This is a genomic window from Streptococcus sp. 210928-DFI.4.42, assembly GCF_020554365.1.
GTDB lineage: Bacteria > Bacillota > Bacilli > Lactobacillales > Streptococcaceae > Streptococcus > Streptococcus parasanguinis_S.
On record NZ_JAJCHF010000018.1, the window covers coordinates 31,567 to 46,242 of the forward strand.

The 14,676-nt window shown below is 43.3% G+C and carries 11 protein-coding genes; 1 reads left to right on the forward strand and 10 read right to left on the reverse strand.

The genetic code is table 11. The features are described from left to right. Positions 1-17: 17 nt before the first annotated feature. From secA to manA, 4 genes are all read right to left on the reverse strand, one after another. The gene (gene secA / locus LIZ08_RS07585; RefSeq protein WP_227038614.1) at positions 18-2,537 is read right to left on the reverse strand and encodes a preprotein translocase subunit SecA; all 2,520 of its coding nucleotides are present in this window, start codon (positions 2,535-2,537) and stop codon (positions 18-20) included. A gap of 174 nt (positions 2,538-2,711) precedes the next feature. Further along, the gene (locus tag LIZ08_RS07590) at positions 2,712-4,556 is read right to left on the reverse strand and encodes an APC family permease (protein WP_070449905.1); all 1,845 of its coding nucleotides are present in this window, start codon (positions 4,554-4,556) and stop codon (positions 2,712-2,714) included. Between the two features lie 374 nt (positions 4,557-4,930). Further along, positions 4,931-5,671, reverse strand: a complete 741-nt coding sequence (locus LIZ08_RS07595; RefSeq protein ID WP_049490815.1) for a MerR family transcriptional regulator — start codon at positions 5,669-5,671, stop codon at positions 4,931-4,933. A gap of 279 nt (positions 5,672-5,950) precedes the next feature. Beyond that, a complete protein-coding gene (gene manA / locus LIZ08_RS07600) occupies positions 5,951-6,895 on the reverse strand; it encodes a mannose-6-phosphate isomerase, class I (RefSeq protein WP_065428400.1) in 945 nt (314 codons plus the stop codon). A gap of 115 nt (positions 6,896-7,010) precedes the next feature. On the opposite strand from manA, the gene queG reads away from it, so the two are divergent. Beyond that, positions 7,011-8,150, forward strand: coding sequence for a tRNA epoxyqueuosine(34) reductase QueG (gene queG / locus LIZ08_RS07605; RefSeq protein WP_227038615.1), 1,140 nt, complete (start codon positions 7,011-7,013; stop codon positions 8,148-8,150). A gap of 21 nt (positions 8,151-8,171) precedes the next feature. On the opposite strand, the gene LIZ08_RS07610 is transcribed toward queG, so the two are convergent. The 6 genes from LIZ08_RS07610 to LIZ08_RS07635 all read right to left on the reverse strand — a co-directional run bounded on the left by LIZ08_RS07610 (position 8,172) and on the right by LIZ08_RS07635 (position 14,551). Then, on the reverse strand, positions 8,172-8,798 hold the full coding sequence (locus tag LIZ08_RS07610; protein WP_227038616.1) for a GNAT family N-acetyltransferase: 627 nt from the start codon (positions 8,796-8,798) through the stop codon (positions 8,172-8,174). 83 nt (positions 8,799-8,881) lie between these two features. Next, positions 8,882-9,397: a phosphatase PAP2 family protein gene (locus LIZ08_RS07615; RefSeq protein WP_049487921.1), complete on the reverse strand. Its 516-nt coding sequence runs from the start codon at positions 9,395-9,397 to the stop codon at positions 8,882-8,884. A 609-nt stretch (positions 9,398-10,006) separates the two neighbouring features. Next, on the reverse strand, positions 10,007-11,767 hold the full coding sequence (locus LIZ08_RS07620) for an ABC transporter ATP-binding protein (RefSeq protein ID WP_049486256.1): 1,761 nt from the start codon (positions 11,765-11,767) through the stop codon (positions 10,007-10,009). Beyond that, complete coding sequence (locus tag LIZ08_RS07625; protein WP_021153784.1) at positions 11,760-13,562, reverse strand: ABC transporter ATP-binding protein; 1,803 nt, start codon at positions 13,560-13,562, stop codon at positions 11,760-11,762. Before LIZ08_RS07625 ends, LIZ08_RS07620 begins: the two co-directional genes overlap by 8 nt. Next, complete coding sequence (locus LIZ08_RS07630; protein ID WP_021153785.1) at positions 13,559-14,005, reverse strand: MarR family winged helix-turn-helix transcriptional regulator; 447 nt, start codon at positions 14,003-14,005, stop codon at positions 13,559-13,561. Before LIZ08_RS07630 ends, LIZ08_RS07625 begins: the two co-directional genes overlap by 4 nt. Positions 14,006-14,140: 135 nt before the next feature. Further along, the gene (locus LIZ08_RS07635; RefSeq protein ID WP_024054812.1) at positions 14,141-14,551 is read right to left on the reverse strand and encodes a peptide deformylase; all 411 of its coding nucleotides are present in this window, start codon (positions 14,549-14,551) and stop codon (positions 14,141-14,143) included. Positions 14,552-14,676: the final 125 nt, after the last annotated feature.

Genomic DNA, 14,676 nt, shown 5'->3' on the forward strand with positions numbered 1-14,676 from the left:
ACGTTTAAGAGGAGATCTTAACCTTTACGTCCGTGACAGTTTTTAAATTTCTTACCGGAACCACAAGGGCACAAATCATTGCGTTTCACTTGTGACAAATCAATTTCTGCTGGAATATCTTGTTGTTGCGCTGCAATATTGCGAGTAGCAGTTGTTGAAATGCTGTGTTCTGTACGTGGACGTTCTTGTTCGTGAATTTGGGCTTTCATCATGAGACGAGTGACATCAAATTCAATTGATCCAATCATATCGTTAAACATACGGAAACTTTCTGATTGGTATTCCACCACTGGGTTATTTTGCGCATATCCACGAAGTCCAACTGCATTTCGCAATTGATCCAAAGCATCGATGTGGTCTGTCCACTTGCTGTCCACCACTCGAAGGATCAATACCTTTTGAAACTCTTGCACAGACTCTTCATCACGCAATTTTGCTACTTGACTGGCATAGATTTCTTCTGCCCGTCCATACAAGTAGTCGATGACTTCCTTGTCTGATTTTCCTTCAATATCACTTTCAGAAATCGTATCTTCCGGAACCAAATTGTATTTGGCAAAGTTCAGAATCGCTTCAATGCGTTCTTCCTTGCTTGAGTGGCTAGCTCCTTCGACAATCCGTTTGATGGTCCGTTTAATCATAGCCATGATTTCAGGAGCCAAGTCGCGGTTAGCTGTGATCACATCATAGCGTTCTGCATAGATGATCTCCCGTTGTTCCCGCATCACGTCATCGTATTGAAGGACTTGCTTACGAGTATCGTAGTTATTTCCTTCAACCCGTTTTTGTGCTCCCTCTACTTGGCGGGTAAACATGTTTGAACGAATAACCGATTCTTCTTCACTCAACTTGAAGCGGTCGAGCACTGCTTTGATCCGTTCTGAACCAAAACGACGCATCAACTCATCTTCAAGAGACAAGTAGAATTGAGATTCACCTGGATCCCCTTGACGTCCGGAACGTCCACGAAGCTGGTTATCGATCCGACGACTTTCGTGACGCTCTGTCCCGATGACACACAGTCCACCGAGTTCGCGAACTCCTTCACCAAGCTTGATATCGGTACCACGTCCAGCCATGTTGGTCGCAATGGTAACGGCACCACGTTGACCAGCATTCATAATGATTTGCGCTTCTTTGTAGTGGTTTTTCGCATTCAAGACTTCGTGAGGAACACCTGCTTGAACCAACAATTGAGAAAGGTAATCACTGGTTTCAACGGCAACGGTACCAACTAGGACTGGTTGACCTTTTTCATGACGAGACTTGACATCTTCCACAACAGCCTTGAATTTTGATTTCAAGCTAGGGTAGAGAAGGTCTGGATGGTCAATACGGGCAATCGGACGGTTGGTTGGAATTGGAATCACGCGAATGTTATAAATTTCACGGAATTCTTCTTCTTCAGTTTTCCCTGTCCCTGTCATCCCTGACAACTTCTTGTACATACGGAAGAGGTTTTGGTAAGTAATCGACGCAGATGTTTTGGTTTCTTCTTGAACTGGAACACCTTCTTTGGCTTCAATCGCTTGGTGAAGTCCATCAGAATAGCGACGTCCTTCCATGGTCCGACCAGTAAATTGGTCGACGATCAAGATTTCTTGATCTTCGCTGACCACATAGTCGATATCCAAAATCATGATGTAGTTGGCACGAAGGGCATTGTCGATAAAGTGAGTCAAAGCTACGTTTTCAATATCGTACAAGTTTTCAAGATTAAAGTAGCTTTCTGCTTTATCGATTCCTGAATCAGACAAACCGATGGTTTTAGATGGGACGTCGATAATGTAATCATCCTCGTTTAAGGTCTTCACATAAGCATCCGCCATGTGGTAAAGCTGGCTCGTATCAGAAGCTGTTTGACCAGAAACGATCAACGGCGTACGCGCTTCGTCAATCAAGATGGAGTCTACCTCATCGACCAAGGCATAGTTCAATGGACGTTGAACCATGTTTTCAGCACGCACAACCATGTTGTCACGCAAGTAGTCAAACCCGATCTCTGAGTTGGTTGAGTAAGTGATATCACAGAGGTAAGCTTCTTTTTTCTCAGCTGGAGATTTTGCTGCAAGGTTGATCCCTACTGAAAGGCCAAGCCATGAGTATAGTTCTCCCATCTCTGTTGCATCCCGCTCTGTCAAGTATTCATTGACGGTGACAACGTGCACCCCTTTGCCAGACAAGGCATTCAAGTATACCGGCATGGTTGCTGTCAGGGTTTTTCCTTCCCCTGTACGCATCTCTGGTACGTCACCATGGTGAAGGACGATTCCCCCCATGACCTGAACCTTGTATGGGAACAAACCAAGAACCCGTTTTGCAGCTTCACGAACAACTGCAAAAGCCTCGTACAAGAGATCATCCAAAGACTCACCATCTTGGTAGCGTTGCTTAAACTCAACTGTTTTCGCTTTTAATTCGTCATCCGTCAAAGCTGCCATTTGGTCTTCATAAGAAAAGACCTTGTCAGCCATTTTTTCAAGGCGTTTGATTTCGCCTCGATCATTTTCAATAATTGTTTTTAATAAATTTGCCATTTTTTTCCTTACTTTGAATTTTTCAAAATCTAAAATGTTCTTTTTATTTTAGCATTTTTTAAACATTTTTTCAAGATCAAGGCTGTATCTTACAAGACTTTCGAGTGGTTTTTTTCGTGTAAGAAAATCCAAAAAGATGCCTGCTCAAGCAGACATCTTTTCTATATACGGTGTTTATTCAGACAAATGGTAAGAATAGCTTGCCACAACCACTTCTTCATGCCAACGAAGTGCATACTTCAATTTCAAACTCATTTGGTTGTGGAGAATATTTTGCCAATGTTTTTTAGGGATAAATTGAGGGACTAAGACTGTAACGGTGTTGCCTTTTTCCTTGGCCTCCTCAGCTACTTTTGAGACAAATTCAACCGTTGGCTGGATAATATCCCGGTAACTGGTCATGACATTTTCAAAGCGAATATGAGGGAAATACCGCTTAAATTCTTCTGCTACCTCAGCGTCTTTAACCTTGGTTTCTTCCGTTGAGACATGCATAGCTATAACATCGTTTCCTAGGCTATTTGCATAACTCATAGCTCCCACACTTACCTGAGTGACATTCCCAACAAGGACAATCACGGTATTGCCCGCATAACTTGTCTTTTCAATCTTACCTCCCAAGCGCAATTGGGCTGCAACTTTATCATAGTGATTACGGATACTCAAGAACATCCAAAGCAAGAGACCAATAATAGGGAAGAAGGGCCAGATCTCACGCAAACGGAATAATAAGAGGATCAAGACAATCCCATAACAGATGGCTGCCCCCAGGATATTGGCAAGCGAATACTTAAGAAATCCTTTTTGATATTGGCGTTTCCAGTGGATCACCATCCCTGTTTGAGAAAGGGCAAAAGGAATGAAGACCCCGATGGTATAAAGCGGAATCAAGCTTTCTGTTTGCCCATCAAAGATCAAGAGCAAAACGATGGCACCAATCGCCAAGGTCAAAATCCCATTAGAATAGCCCAGACGATCCCCTTTTTCCATATACATGTGTGGCATGTATTTATTTTTAGCCATGTTAAAGGCCAACATTGGAAAGGCTGAGAAACCGGTATTAGCCGCAACTGCCAAGATCAAGGCTGTTGATAATTGGAAGACGTAAAAGAAGGCTTGTCCGACTGGGGAATTCCCTAAGATGGCTTGGGCCATTTGGGCTAGAGTTGTTACCCCTTTTGCCGGAACGACACCCACCCAGTAATTGAGGAAGGTAATCCCTGCAAACATGATCCCCAAAATCAAAGCCATGATGGTCAAGGTAGAGGCTGCATTCTTTGCTTTTGGTTTCTTAAAGAAAGGAACCGAATTGGAGATGGCTTCAACCCCTGTTAGTGAAGCCGATCCACTCGTAAAGGCCCGCAATAAGAGAATGACACTAACCCCTGAAATGGTTTGACCCACATGAGCAGTTGCGTTATAGGCCAAGTGACCCGTCAAGATTTGGATCACACCATAGCCGATCAAGGCAATGGTACTGACAATGAACAGATAGACCGGAATCATCAAGGATGTAGCTGATTCGCGTAGCCCCCGAAGGTTCATCAGCATCAAAATCAAGACCAACAAAATGGAAATGTGAAGATTATAAGGATGAAGAGATGGAATCGCTGACGTGATGGCATCTGCACCGGAAGAAACAGATACTGCTACCGTCAGCATGTAGTCGACTAAGAGACTACCACCAGCGATCAAACCCGCTTTGGGAGACAAGTTCTCCGTAGTCACCATGTAGGCCCCTCCCCCTTGAGGGTAGGCATGAATGACCTGGCGATAAGAAATCGTTAAACTGGCTAGGAGAATCAGGACCACAATCCCAATCGGAATAGACCACCAAATGGCTCCCGCTGAAACGGTCATCAAGACCAGGATAACTTGCTCTGGACCGTAGGCGATAGAAGAAAGCGCGTCACTAGAGAGCATGGCCAAGGCCTGCATTTTCCCTAGCAATCCACCTTCACCTTCTGCACCAGATTTCAACGGACGGCCAATAAACCATTTTTTCAATGTTGAAAACATAAAAAACTCCTTGAAAAAAGATCATGAGGCCGGGGATTCCCTGCCTCTTTTCATAAAACAGGGGTTATTCTACTCCTTTTTTTCAAGACTGTCAACCGAAATGGTGAAATTTTCATAAAGTTTTCATTGTGTTCATCCATCCAACCTCTCTTAGATCGGTCCGCTTCTTTTCAAATTGATCCAAGAAAAAAACGAGGCTGGGACAAAAATCCTAGCCTCTCAATTATTTTTGGATTGTCGAGCAAGACGCAGTGGTTGAGTGGGCTCTACTACGCTGATTTCATCAGCTTTTACAGCCCTACTCAACTATGCGGAGGTGGGACGACGAAATCGAATTCTAACGAATTACCGATTTCTGTCCCACTCTCACTTTTTTATTTTGCTTGATTTTCGACATAAAAGGCAATGACATCCGAAGTGTACTGGGCTGTGCCAGCTCCAAACTTGTCGATGTTTTCCTTGAATTCTGGATTATAGACATAGCCTTTGCCGATATGGCCAAAAACCTCTATAGAGCAGTCAAATCCATACGTTCGAATCGCGTCTAAAAGTTTGGCTGCTTCTTCTTGGTTTTCCGATGCTGTTACTGGCAAACCTGCTTGGAGGTTTTTCGCCAAGGCTTGAAAGACTTGATTAAAGGCTCTTGTCGCCTCCTCTTCTCGACCTTTTTGACGTTCAAGCGCTTGATCCATGACTTCTTGACCGTACTTATCTACCGCCTCTTGCTGGTATTTTTGAGTATCTTGATAGCTAAATCCAGTAAATTTTTCCTCAATGGTCATTTTTCTTTCTCCTTTTTGTTCTTGAATGGTTTTTTGCAGGGTAGAAATCAAGGTATCCAGACGTTGTCTTTCTTGAGTCAAATAGTCCAACTGTTTGGTCAAATGGGGCAATAAGTTAGATTTTTCTTCAGCTAAGAGTTCTGCTATTTGGTCTAAGGAAAATCCTAGATACTTGTAGTAGAGAATCACCTGTAATCGTTCTAAATCTTCTTGACTGTATGTCCGATAGCCATTTTCAGATTTCACAGGGACGAGAAGTCCTATCTTGTCATAGTGGTGCAAGGTCTTGACAGAGACACCTGACAGCTCTGCAGCTTCTTTGATATGGTACATGATTTCCTCCTTATACTCAATGAAAATCAAAGAGCAAACTAGGAAGCTAGCCGCAGGTTGCTCAAAGCACTGCTTTGAGGTTGTAGATAGAACTGACGAAGTCAGTAACATATATACGGTAAGGCGACGCTGACGTGGTTTGAATTTGATTTTCGAAGAGTATTACAAGGATAGTATAACCCCTCCCCTTAGGTCAGAGTCAAGGCTTAACATAAAAATAGTTTTCAGATAAAAAAGGCTTGAGTTGTTTCACAACTTTTAACTCAAACCCTTTCTTTTTTATGGATGACTCACGATCAATTCTAAACCTTGTCCTTCCAAAGTCCAAGATTCAACATCGCTCGGTAGGATAAAGTGGCTTCCTTTTTGAATAGGATAATCCTTTCCATCTACCGTCAATTTTCCTTCTCCGGCTAAGACGCTCAACAAGCTGTAATCAGCAGTCTTTTCAAAATCAGCTTTTCCAGTCAGTTCCCACTTATAAACGGTGAAGAAATCACTTGCAACCAAGGTGGTCATTCGAAGATCATCGATTACAACTGTATCTGGATGGCTATTAGCAGGCTCACCGATGTTCAAGACATCAATTGATTTTTCCAAGTGAAGTTCCCGCAAGTTTCCTTGAGCATCCTTACGGTCAAAATCATAAACCCGGTAGGTGGTGTCACTCGACTGTTGGGTTTCAAGAATCAAAATTCCAGAACCAATGGCGTGCATGGTCCCACTTGGCACATAGAAGAAATCTCCAGCCTTGACTGGAACTTTTGTTAACAAGGCATCCCAGTTCTTGTCCTCAATTTGCCGGCGGAGTTCTTCTTTTGACTTGGCATTGTGCCCATAGATAATCTCTGATCCTTCATCAGCCGCAATTACATACCAACACTCAGTTTTTCCAAGTTCTCCTTCATGCTCCATTGCATAGGTATCATCTGGGTGCACCTGTACACTGAGCCAATCGTTGGCATCCAAAATTTTCGTTAATAAAGGAAAGACAGGCTCTTTACGATTGCCAAATAATTCTCGGTGCTCTTGATAGAGCTGGTCCAATCCTATTCCTTCGTATGGACCATTGGCTACTTTAGAAACCCCATGTGGATGGGCTGAAATCGCCCAAAATTCACCGACATGGTCGCTCGGAATTTCGTAACCAAATTCTTCTTTCAGACGAGTTCCTCCCCAAATTTTTTCCTGCATAACTGAATGTAAAAATAATGGTTGTCCCATAATATCCTCCTCGCATTTCATGTTTCTATTATACAAAAAAAAGAAAGTTTTTGAAAGCCCTTTCCATCATTTTCCTCTCTCGCCAGAAACTTCATTTTTGTGTATAATGAAAGGGATGACACTAAAAGAAAACATTATCCAACTGGCGCATTCTATTGGGATTTCAAAAATTGGATTTACAACTGCTGATGACTTCGCTTATTTGGAAAAATCGCTCCGCTTGGCCGTTGAGGAAGGACGGAATTCTGGATTCGAGCATAAAAATATTGAAGAGCGCATCCAACCCAAATTAAGTCTCTCCTCCGCCAAGACCATCATCTCAATCGCTGTCGCCTACCCCCACAAACTCAAGCAACAACCTCAAAAAACAGCCTATAAAAGAGGAAAATTCACTCCCAACAGCTGGGGGTTAGACTACCATTATGTCCTTCAAGACAAGCTCAACCGCTTAGCTGCTGGGATTGAAGAAATGACGCAGGATTTTGAATACAAGGGCATGGTCGATACTGGAGCACTGGTAGATACGGCCGTCGCCCAACGAGCAGGGATTGGCTTTATCGGAAAAAATGGCTTGGTCATTTCAAAAGAATACGGTTCTTACATGTTTCTGGGGGAATTGATTACCAACCTCGAAATCGAACCAGATCAACCAGTCGACTATGGTTGTGGAGACTGTCGGCGTTGTTTAGATGCTTGCCCAACCTCCTGTTTAATCGGGGATGGCTCTATGAATGCCAAACGCTGTTTGTCCTTCCAAACTCAGGACAAGGGCATGATGGACCTAGAATTTCGCAAGAAAATTAAAACGGTCATCTATGGATGTGATATTTGTCAGATTAGCTGCCCTTATAACAAAGGGCTAGATAATCCCTTAGCAACAGAAATCGATCCAGATCTGGCTCATCCAGAGTTGATTCCTTTTATCGAGCTGTCCAACGGACAATTTAAGGAGAAATTCGGGAACGTTGCTGGAAGCTGGCGAGGTAAGAATATCCTCCAACGCAATGCTATTATCGCACTAGCCAATGCCAATGACCGCTCGGCCATCCCTAAACTCCTGAACATCATCGAAACTTCACAAAATCAGATCCATATTGCAACGGCTATCTGGTCTTTAGGGCAACTGCTCCGTGAAGTCACGCCAGACCTTGTTGAGCTCTTACGGAATATCAAACATCCGACCGATGCTATCATAGAAGAACGAACTGCTTTCTTTGAAAAATTCGGTGTTCAAGCAGATTCACAGCTACAATAAAAAAACACTAAGGTTGTAACCTTAGTGTTTTTTTAGTTCCTTCAAGAAATACCAACTCCCCATCTCTACTTGGTTAAAGCTAATCTCACTTGAATAGACTTCCTTGTAACCATTTTTCGTGTAAAAATAGACATTTCCTTTGGTATTGGTATAAAAGGCTAGTTTTTTTCCTTGGATCTCTTCCAAGAAAGGCTCAATTCCTTCTATCATAAAGCGACTGCCATAGCCCTGCCGTTGGTGTTTAGGGGCGACTGCAAGAAGCATCAAATACCAATCAAAATCTACATTTTGCTCCAATTCCTTATCCGTGTCCTCCATAAATTTAAAGTAGGACAACATATTCTTCAAGGAAATAAACTTGAGCAAACCGAATCCCCCATTTAAGAGATAGGCCCGAAAAGGGATCGGTTCCTTTTGCAACAAGGCAACTGCATAAATTTCATCATTTTTTTCTGCCACAAGGCAAATATGGTGCTTAAGAAAAACCTTTACCAGGATGCGCATCATTGCCTCAACAAAGGATGGGTATTGCTTGGGATCCCGAACCAAATCCTTGATAACTTTTAAAAATAGATAGTCCTCAAAGGCTGTACTGGCTACTCGAACCACCTGATCCAGATCTGCTTTTTCTGCTTTTCTGTACTTCATCTTCTCTCCTATTCTAAGTCCACTTTCCAGTATACACTATCCCTCGCTCTTAGACAAAGGTCAATTTTCAGCAATTTGTTCATTCAAGCCAGCAAAAAGAGTCCTCCCCAGACGAGTCCTAGCCCCCAAGCGACGAGGGCATCCTTGGGATAATGAACTCCTCCAAGAACTCGGACAAGGGCTAATAGAAGAGATAGGAGCATCGAGCACATTCCTAGCGGAAGAGACAACTGGCAGACACACATGGAGATAATGGTCGCCGAAAAAACATGTCGGCTAGGAAAGGAATGACCGGATGAATTTTTTTCTAATAATGGTTGAATCTCCCATTTTTCATAAGGTCTTGGAACATTGACCCAATGACGAAAGAGGCTAAACAAGACAAAACCCGAAGCAGGGATCCAGATAAAAGGCCAGATTCCTCCCATTGAAGTTTTCTTTAAAAACAGCCAACAAAAGACCAGGCCGTAGATGCCTGGCATGGCGAACGTCAAGATTCGATTCGTCCTTTGAAGGACCTGCACACGATGTGGTTTTCTCGTAAAAGGCAGGGTTAGCCAACGATAAAATTTCGGATAATCTTGAAGATTGGGCTTCATGTCGGCACTCCTGTCTTTCATCTTATTTTATACTACTAGTATACGCGATCCTAAGAAATACTGTCAAGCCAGGCTTCTTTTTTATCCTTTCTTTCTTCTTTTTCACATGATTTAGCACTAAAATCTGATGATTTATCATTTTTCTGTCTCCAAGAAACCTCTTTTCCATTACTATTATCGATAAAGAAATGAGGCTGGGACAAAAGTCCTAGCCTCTCAATTATTTTTGGATTGTCGAGCAAGACGCAGTGGTTGAGTGGGCTCTACTACGCTGATTTCATCAGCTTTTACACCCCTACTCAACTGTGCGGAGGTGGGACAACGAAATCGAATTCTAACGAATTACCGATTTCTGTCCCACTCTCATTTTTTCACTTTGTATGTTACGCCCTTTGTATCTTGTTGGAATTGCGACAGGACGAAGGTGGATCGATATTATCCACCTGAGGAGTTAGTGAGTCGTGTCGGCAAGGCACCATTGTGCTTTCCATTACACGAATTGAACACGCCCTAAATGCTGTGTGAAAAAGATAAATTCTCTTGTGAGCATGGCTCACTGCAAGAATTTCCTATTTTCACTTTGCATTTTACGGGCTTTGTATCTTGTTGTTACGCTACTTCTTCTGTGAATTGGCTATTGTAGAGATCAGCATAGAAGCCATTTTGGGTCATGAGTTCTTGGTGATTACCCTGCTCGATAATATTTCCATCTTTCATCACGAGAATCAGATCCGCATTACGAATAGTGGACAAGCGATGGGCAATGACAAAGGAGGTCCGGCCTTCCATGAGTTTGTCCATAGCTTTTTGAATCAACTCTTCTGTACGGGTATCGACAGATGAGGTTGCTTCATCCAAGATAAGAAGCGGAGCATCCTTCAAGAGGGCACGCGCAATGGTCAAGAGTTGCTTTTGACCCACGGACAAGGTCACTGAATCATCTAATACAGTATCATAGCCATTCGGCAAGGTCCGAATAAAGTGATGGACCCCAACCGCTCGGGTTGCTGCTTCCACCGCTTCGTCTGAAATATCCGTTTGATTGAAGACCAGGTTTTCTCGAATGGTCCCCTCAAATAGCCAGGTATCTTGCAAGACCATCGAAAAGGCATCATGAACTTCTTCTCGGCTCATGGCCTTAGTATCCACACCATCGATGGTAATTTTACCAGCTTGAATGTCGTAAAAACGCATCAAGAGATTGACCATGGTCGTCTTACCTGCACCTGTCGGACCAACAATGGCCACCTTCTGTCCTGGCTTAGCTTCAGCTGTAAAGTCATGGATAATAGTCTTATCTGGTGAATAACCAAAGCGAACATGTTCAAAGGTAACATGACCTTTTGGCACTTCCAATTGGCGTGTTTTTTGGGATTCATCTTCCATTTCTTCTTCGTCTAAGAATTCAAAGACACGCCCCATAGCAGCACTAGCTGATTGCAATTGGGTAATGCCTTGAGCCATTTGACTAATTGGTTGGGTAAAGATGCGGACATAGGTCATAAAGGCAACAATGGTCCCGATGGTAATGTCTCCATTAATGGTGAGGACAGCCCCAACGATACAGACCATGACATAGCCGAAATTCCCTACAAACTGCATCAAGGGCATCATGATCCCAGAGAAGAATTGGGATTTCCACATGCTATGGTACAAATCTTGGTTGATGGCATCAAAATGATTTTTGGCTTGGTGACGGCCATTGTAGGAAATGACGATATTGTGGCCACTATAGATTTCTTCAACATAACCTGAAACTTTGGCAAGGTTGTCCTGTTGTTGCTTAAAGAGAGGCTGGCTCTTGACCATAATGATGCTGGAAAGAGCAAAACCTGCAAAGACGGACACAATCGCTGTCACCGCCAAGTGCCAGTCCGTCTTAAACATCATAAGGATGGAGCCAATCAATAAGACAATAGAAGAGACCATTTGAACCAAGCTTTGGTTAAAGGATTGGGTCATCAAATCCACGTCATTGGTCACACGAGACAAGGTATCTCCTTGTTCATGGCTATCAAAATATTGGAGGGGCACGCGATTGATCTTCTCAGCAATGGCATTGCGCAAGCGTTCTGCAAAGCGCTGAATCATGGTTGAGATAATGAAACTACTGCTGTAGGACACCAGTGCTCCAACTCCATAAAGGATGGCTAAGGTCAGGGCAATCGAAGTGATCTTATCAATATCAATGGCGCCTCCCATCCCTTTTGTAATGGTATCTGTAATTTCTTTTAACTTATCCGGTCCAATAACCGTGATTACACTCGATACGATCGAAAAGAGGATAGCAATTAGGAAAAATAGGTGGAAGCCCTTCAAATAGGGAGAAAGTTGGCTCCAAAGGGATGTTTTTTGTTTTGTCTTATGCATGTTCCAACTCCTCCTTAGATAATTGTGAATAGGCAATTTCTTGATAGACTTCATTGGTCGCAAGCAATTCCTTGTGGGTACCTTGACCGACGACCTTCCCTTGATCCAAGACCAAAATCAAATCTGCATCCATAATAGTCGAAATCCGTTGGGCAACGATCAATTTGGTCGTATCTGCAAGCTCTTCTTTCAAGGCTTGTCGCAGGATCCGATCTGTTTTATAATCTAGAGCTGAGAAGGAATCATCAAAGATGAGGATCTCAGGTTTGCGAGCCAGGGCCCGTGCAATGGCCAAGCGTTGCCGTTGACCGCCAGAGAAGTTGCTTCCTCCTTGCGCTACTTCTGTATCCAAGCCTTTTTCTTTTGCGGCCACAAACTCTTTGGCTTGGGCCAATTCAAGAGCTTTCCAGATGGCTTCATCCTCTAATTTTCCTTGACTACTTTCTCCAAATTCCATATTGGAGCGAATAGTGCCGCTAAAGAGCACTGCTTTTTGGGGAATATAGCCGACTTTATTATTCAGTTCTTGGTGGCTATAATTCTTGACATTGATGCCATCCACTAAGATCTTTCCTTCTGTTGCATCGTAAAAGCGCGGAATCAAGTTGACCAAAGTGGATTTCCCAGAACCGGTTGATCCGATGAAGGCAACGGTTTGTCCTTTCTGAGCTGAGAAGGTCACATGTTCAATCACAGCACGGGAAGTCCGTCCATATCGGAAGGAAACATCTTGAAATTCAACGGTACCCTCTTGGCCTGTTGTTTCTTTTGACTCACTTGGGAAGGCTACAGACGGCTCTAAAGCTAAGACCTGGTTGATTCGTTTGGCAGATACCAAGGCACGAGGAAGAATAATCAAGATGGCCACCATCATCATAAAGCCAACGACAACCTGCATGGCGTAAGAGGAGAAGGTGATCATATCGGAGAAGACCTTGGTCCGATCCGCTAATGCAGGACTGGTGAAGATCTTTGTAGGATCTTTTGGCATGGCGATATCATTGATCAAGTGCGCCCCAATCCAGTAGATAGCAAGGGTCAACCCACTTGATACCACTGTCATGACAGGGTTCATCAAAGACATCAAACGATAAACAAAGAGATTTAGACGGGTTAAGCCCTTGTTTTCAGCCTGGAATTTCTCATTTTGATAAGCTTCTGCATTGTAGGCGCGAACCACTCGCACCCCAGTCAAACTCTCCCGTGTCGTCGCATTCAAAGCATCGGTCAAACCTTGAACCTTTTGCTGGCGCGGAAAGGCAATAAGAACCAGAACAGAGAGAAGAATCAAGACCATCAAGACCGCAATCCCAACAGACGTTGTCCAGGCACTGCTCTTCCCCCAAATCTTGGTCAGAGCCCAAATCGCCATAATGGGACCACGCGTCACAACTTGCATCCCCATGACAATCATGATTTGTAACTGGGTCAAATCATTGGTTGTACGAGTCAAGAGAGAGGGAACGGAGAATTTCTTGATCTCGGCATCAGAGTAATCCATCACTTGATGGAAAATCTCTCCTCGAAGTCGCGTCGTAAAGCTGGCAGCGACTCTTGAAGCCAAAAAGCCCACAAAAACTGCCATCAAAAAGCTTCCAAAAGAGAAGAGCAACATCTTGCTTCCCGGATCCATAATATCAGAAACCTTGGTCCCATCCTTGGCTAAGAGGGTCGTGATATCGGATAAGTATTCAGGAGTCTTTAAATCCATCCAAACAGCCAGACAGATAAAGACCGTACTAAGGGCAATCATGCCCCATTCTTTGGCAGTTAACCGCCGAAATATATTGATCATTCCTCGCTCCTTTTTTTCATATTCTCATAAAATTGATGCATGACCCTGAAAAAGATGGCCAATTCTTCTTCTGATACACCAGCCATCATATCCTGGTCCACTTCTTCAAAGAATTGTTTCATGTCATTCAATTTATCTTTTACACTGTCTGTTAGGTAGACATACTTGGCCCGTTTATCGGTTGGACTAGGCTCTAGATAAATAAAGCCATTTTTCTCCATGCGCTTGATCAGGTTACTCGTCACGGATTTTGAGATATGAAGTTCCTGCTCAACATCCCGAATCAAGGTCACTTTCCCCTCCTTTTCACGATGAGATAAAAAGCCCAATACCTGACCTTGGGGTCCTGCGCTAAATTCAAGCCCTCTCTTCTTGGCCTCTCTTTCTACCATGAGGTGAATGAGATGACCGATTTTTTTAAATTCTAGTAAAGGTTTGTCCATCATTTCCTCCAAATAGTTCTCTTAAGAACTTTAAAGTTACTATGAGAACTATTTTAACACAAAAAAGATCCCTGTCAAGAAAAAAGTTTCCATAAGAACTAAAAAAAGGAGCCGAATCGACTCCATCCTTCATCTTTAGATAATAATGCCTTCTAGATGATCCATTTCATGCTGACAGATCTGGGCCGGAAAGCCTGACAAATGAATTGTTTTTGCTTTCCAATTCATATCTCGATAGGCCACTGAAATCTCCTCATAACGAGTGGTCGGCCGACTCCCCACCAAGGACAAGCATCCTTCCTCTGTTTGGTAAGGCTTTTTCTTTTCAAGGAGAACCGGATTAAACAGGACCAAATTTTCACTTCCCATTCGGATGATAATCGCTCGCTTTTTCACCCCGATCATATTGGCTGCTAAACCGACACACTCAAGGAGATGAGCATTTAAGGTGTCCTGCAAATCCAAAGCCAAGGTGCGATCCTCAGGTGTCGCTTCTTCTGACTTTTGACCCAAGAATAAGACATCTTTTACAATATTCTTTTTCATTCCTTCCTCACTTCTTGATAGATAGACGAAAGAAGAGAGTGGGACAGAAATCGGTAATTCGTTAGAATTGGATTTCATCGTCCCACCTCCGCACAGTTGAGTAGGGCTGTAAAAGCTGATGAAAT

Bases quoted from the DNA above. Each gene is read 5' to 3' on its own strand.
- secA (WP_227038614.1), bottom strand. From the start codon at position 2,537: ATGGCAAATTTATTAAAAACAATTATTGAAAATGATCGAGGCGAAATC.
- LIZ08_RS07590 (WP_070449905.1), bottom strand. From the start codon at position 4,556: ATGTTTTCAACATTGAAAAAATGGTTTATTGGCCGTCCGTTGAAATCT.
- LIZ08_RS07595 (WP_049490815.1), bottom strand. From the start codon at position 5,671: ATGTACCATATCAAAGAAGCTGCAGAGCTGTCAGGTGTCTCTGTCAAG.
- manA (WP_065428400.1), bottom strand. From the start codon at position 6,895: ATGGGACAACCATTATTTTTACATTCAGTTATGCAGGAAAAAATTTGG.
- queG (WP_227038615.1), top strand. From the start codon at position 7,011: ATGACACTAAAAGAAAACATTATCCAACTGGCGCATTCTATTGGGATT.
- LIZ08_RS07610 (WP_227038616.1), bottom strand. From the start codon at position 8,798: ATGAAGTACAGAAAAGCAGAAAAAGCAGATCTGGATCAGGTGGTTCGA.
- LIZ08_RS07615 (WP_049487921.1), bottom strand. From the start codon at position 9,397: ATGAAGCCCAATCTTCAAGATTATCCGAAATTTTATCGTTGGCTAACC.
- LIZ08_RS07620 (WP_049486256.1), bottom strand. From the start codon at position 11,767: ATGCATAAGACAAAACAAAAAACATCCCTTTGGAGCCAACTTTCTCCC.
- LIZ08_RS07625 (WP_021153784.1), bottom strand. From the start codon at position 13,562: ATGATCAATATATTTCGGCGGTTAACTGCCAAAGAATGGGGCATGATT.
- LIZ08_RS07630 (WP_021153785.1), bottom strand. From the start codon at position 14,005: ATGGACAAACCTTTACTAGAATTTAAAAAAATCGGTCATCTCATTCAC.
- LIZ08_RS07635 (WP_024054812.1), bottom strand. From the start codon at position 14,551: ATGAAAAAGAATATTGTAAAAGATGTCTTATTCTTGGGTCAAAAGTCA.